At 27.4% G+C, this 1,789-nt stretch carries 2 protein-coding genes; both read left to right on the top strand.

Features of this window, described 5'->3' with window-relative positions; all coding sequences use genetic code 11:
* The first annotated feature begins 558 nt into the window (after nt 1-558).
* Nucleotides 559-1,020, top strand: a complete 462-nt coding sequence (locus tag HGAG_RS09400) for a PPC domain-containing DNA-binding protein (protein WP_244263857.1) — start codon at nt 559-561, stop codon at nt 1,018-1,020.
* Between the two features lies 1 nt (nt 1,021).
* A partial coding sequence (locus HGAG_RS10985) for an HAD family hydrolase (protein WP_019118901.1) occupies nt 1,022-1,789 on the top strand: 768 nt, incomplete at its 3' end.

Genomic DNA, 1,789 nt, shown 5'->3' with positions numbered 1-1,789 from the left:
ACGTTTCTTTCGTTTTTTTAATCGATTATACAAATTTAATAAGTATATAAGTCCAAAATAAATAAATTCTAAGTTCATTAAAAGAGAAAAAATAAACTCACTAACGTTCAAACAATTTTTTCTCTAATAATTCACTTGAATTTATAATTATTTTTAAACAACAATCAAATTTAAAAAAATTGAAAGAAGCGAAGCTTCTTACAAAATTAGCTCCATGCAATGGTCGGTTGCAGGGGGGCAAAAAGGTGGGGGTTTTAGGGATATAATTAGCTTGAAATTGTGCCAGTGGTACAATTTCAATAATTATACCGCGGACTTTATTCGTAGTTTTAATTTGAAATTGAATTTTGATTTAAGATTTTTTTAAATTTAAAAAGCAAGTCAGCGTGGAAAAAGGGGGAGAATCGAAACTCCCCCATTTTCTCCCCTAACATAACGAAGAATTAATTTAATAAAATAATTTATTTTAAAATTAAAGATTAAAAAAAAATCAAAATCCAATATCCCTCCCCTTGTTTGGGTATAATGTTTAAAGAATGTGTAAGTTAAATTTGAAAAATGAAAGGATTTTATATGGTTTATAAAAGATTTGATGATAAATTAGTTATTAGATTAAAAAAGGGCGACAAGCTTGTTGAATCTGTTAGGGAAATTTTGGAAAAGGAAAATGTAAAGGCTGGTTTTTTAACTGGAATTGGTGCTACTGATAATCTTGATATTGGTCTTTTTGATCCTGAAACTAAGGATTATAATATAAAAAAATATGAAGAATATTTAGAAATTTCAAATCTTTGTGGAAATATTTCTAATAAAGACGGTAAGCTTTATACTCATTTTCACATCACTTGTGGCAAGGCAAAAACAAATGCTCTTACTGGAGATATTGCAGGGGAAGCAATTGCAGGTCATTTGAATGAGGCTATTATTTCTTTAACTGCGGAAATTTTTGTTACAATTATTGATGGCGATATTAATAGAAAATTTGATGAAGAATTGGGATTAAATTTAATTGAGTTTTAGTATGGATTATTTTATATTTGATATGGATGGAACTATGTTTGATACGGAAAATTTTTATTATCAAACATGGCGTGAGATTGCAAAAAAGAATAATTTTTCTTTTGATTTAGAAGATAAGATTCTTTTATCTGGAAGAAAAATGGATGAATCTATTTCTTATATGGTTGAAAAATTTTCTATGGACAGAAAAAAAGCTGTAGAAATTAGAAAAGATTTAAATGATTTGAGGGAAGAAAAATTTGGAAAAATTGATTATTCTTTAAAAAAATCTGGTTTGGTGGAATTGTTGGATTATTTGAAAAAAAATAATAAGAAACTTGCTCTTGCGTCTTCTTCTGAAAAAGACAGGGTAGATTTTTTGGTTGATAGGGAAGGGGTGAGAAATTATTTTGATTTGATAATTTCTTCGGATAATATTGTTGAAGGCAAACCAAATCCTGAAATTTTTAATTTTGCTATGGAAAAATTAAATGCTGATAAAAATAAAACTTATATTTTGGAAGATTCTCTTTCTGGGATAAAAGCTGCAAAGGCAAGTGGTGCTGTGGCAGTTTTGATAGTTGATTTGGACGATAGTGAGCTTATAAAAAATGAAGCAGATTTGGTGTTTTCATCTTTGGAAGAATTTTTGGATTTTTTAAAAAATAAAAATAATATTGATACAAGAAATAAAGATTTTTCTTTATCTTGCCCATCTTGTAAGGAAAAATTTACAAAATCTTTGCCTACTGCAATATTTTCTCTTAATGACAAAGATTTTATAGAAAAT

Origin of the sequence: Anaerococcus obesiensis ph10 (assembly GCF_000311745.1) — a bacterium.
GTDB classification, from domain to species: Bacteria; Bacillota; Clostridia; order Tissierellales; family Peptoniphilaceae; genus Anaerococcus; species Anaerococcus vaginalis.
This window is presented reverse-complemented; position numbering and strand designations above follow the sequence as displayed.

Coding starts and splice junctions, on each gene's coding strand:
- HGAG_RS09400 (WP_244263857.1), top strand. CDS start 559: ATGAAAGGATTTTATATGGTTTATAAAAGATTTGATGATAAATTAGTT.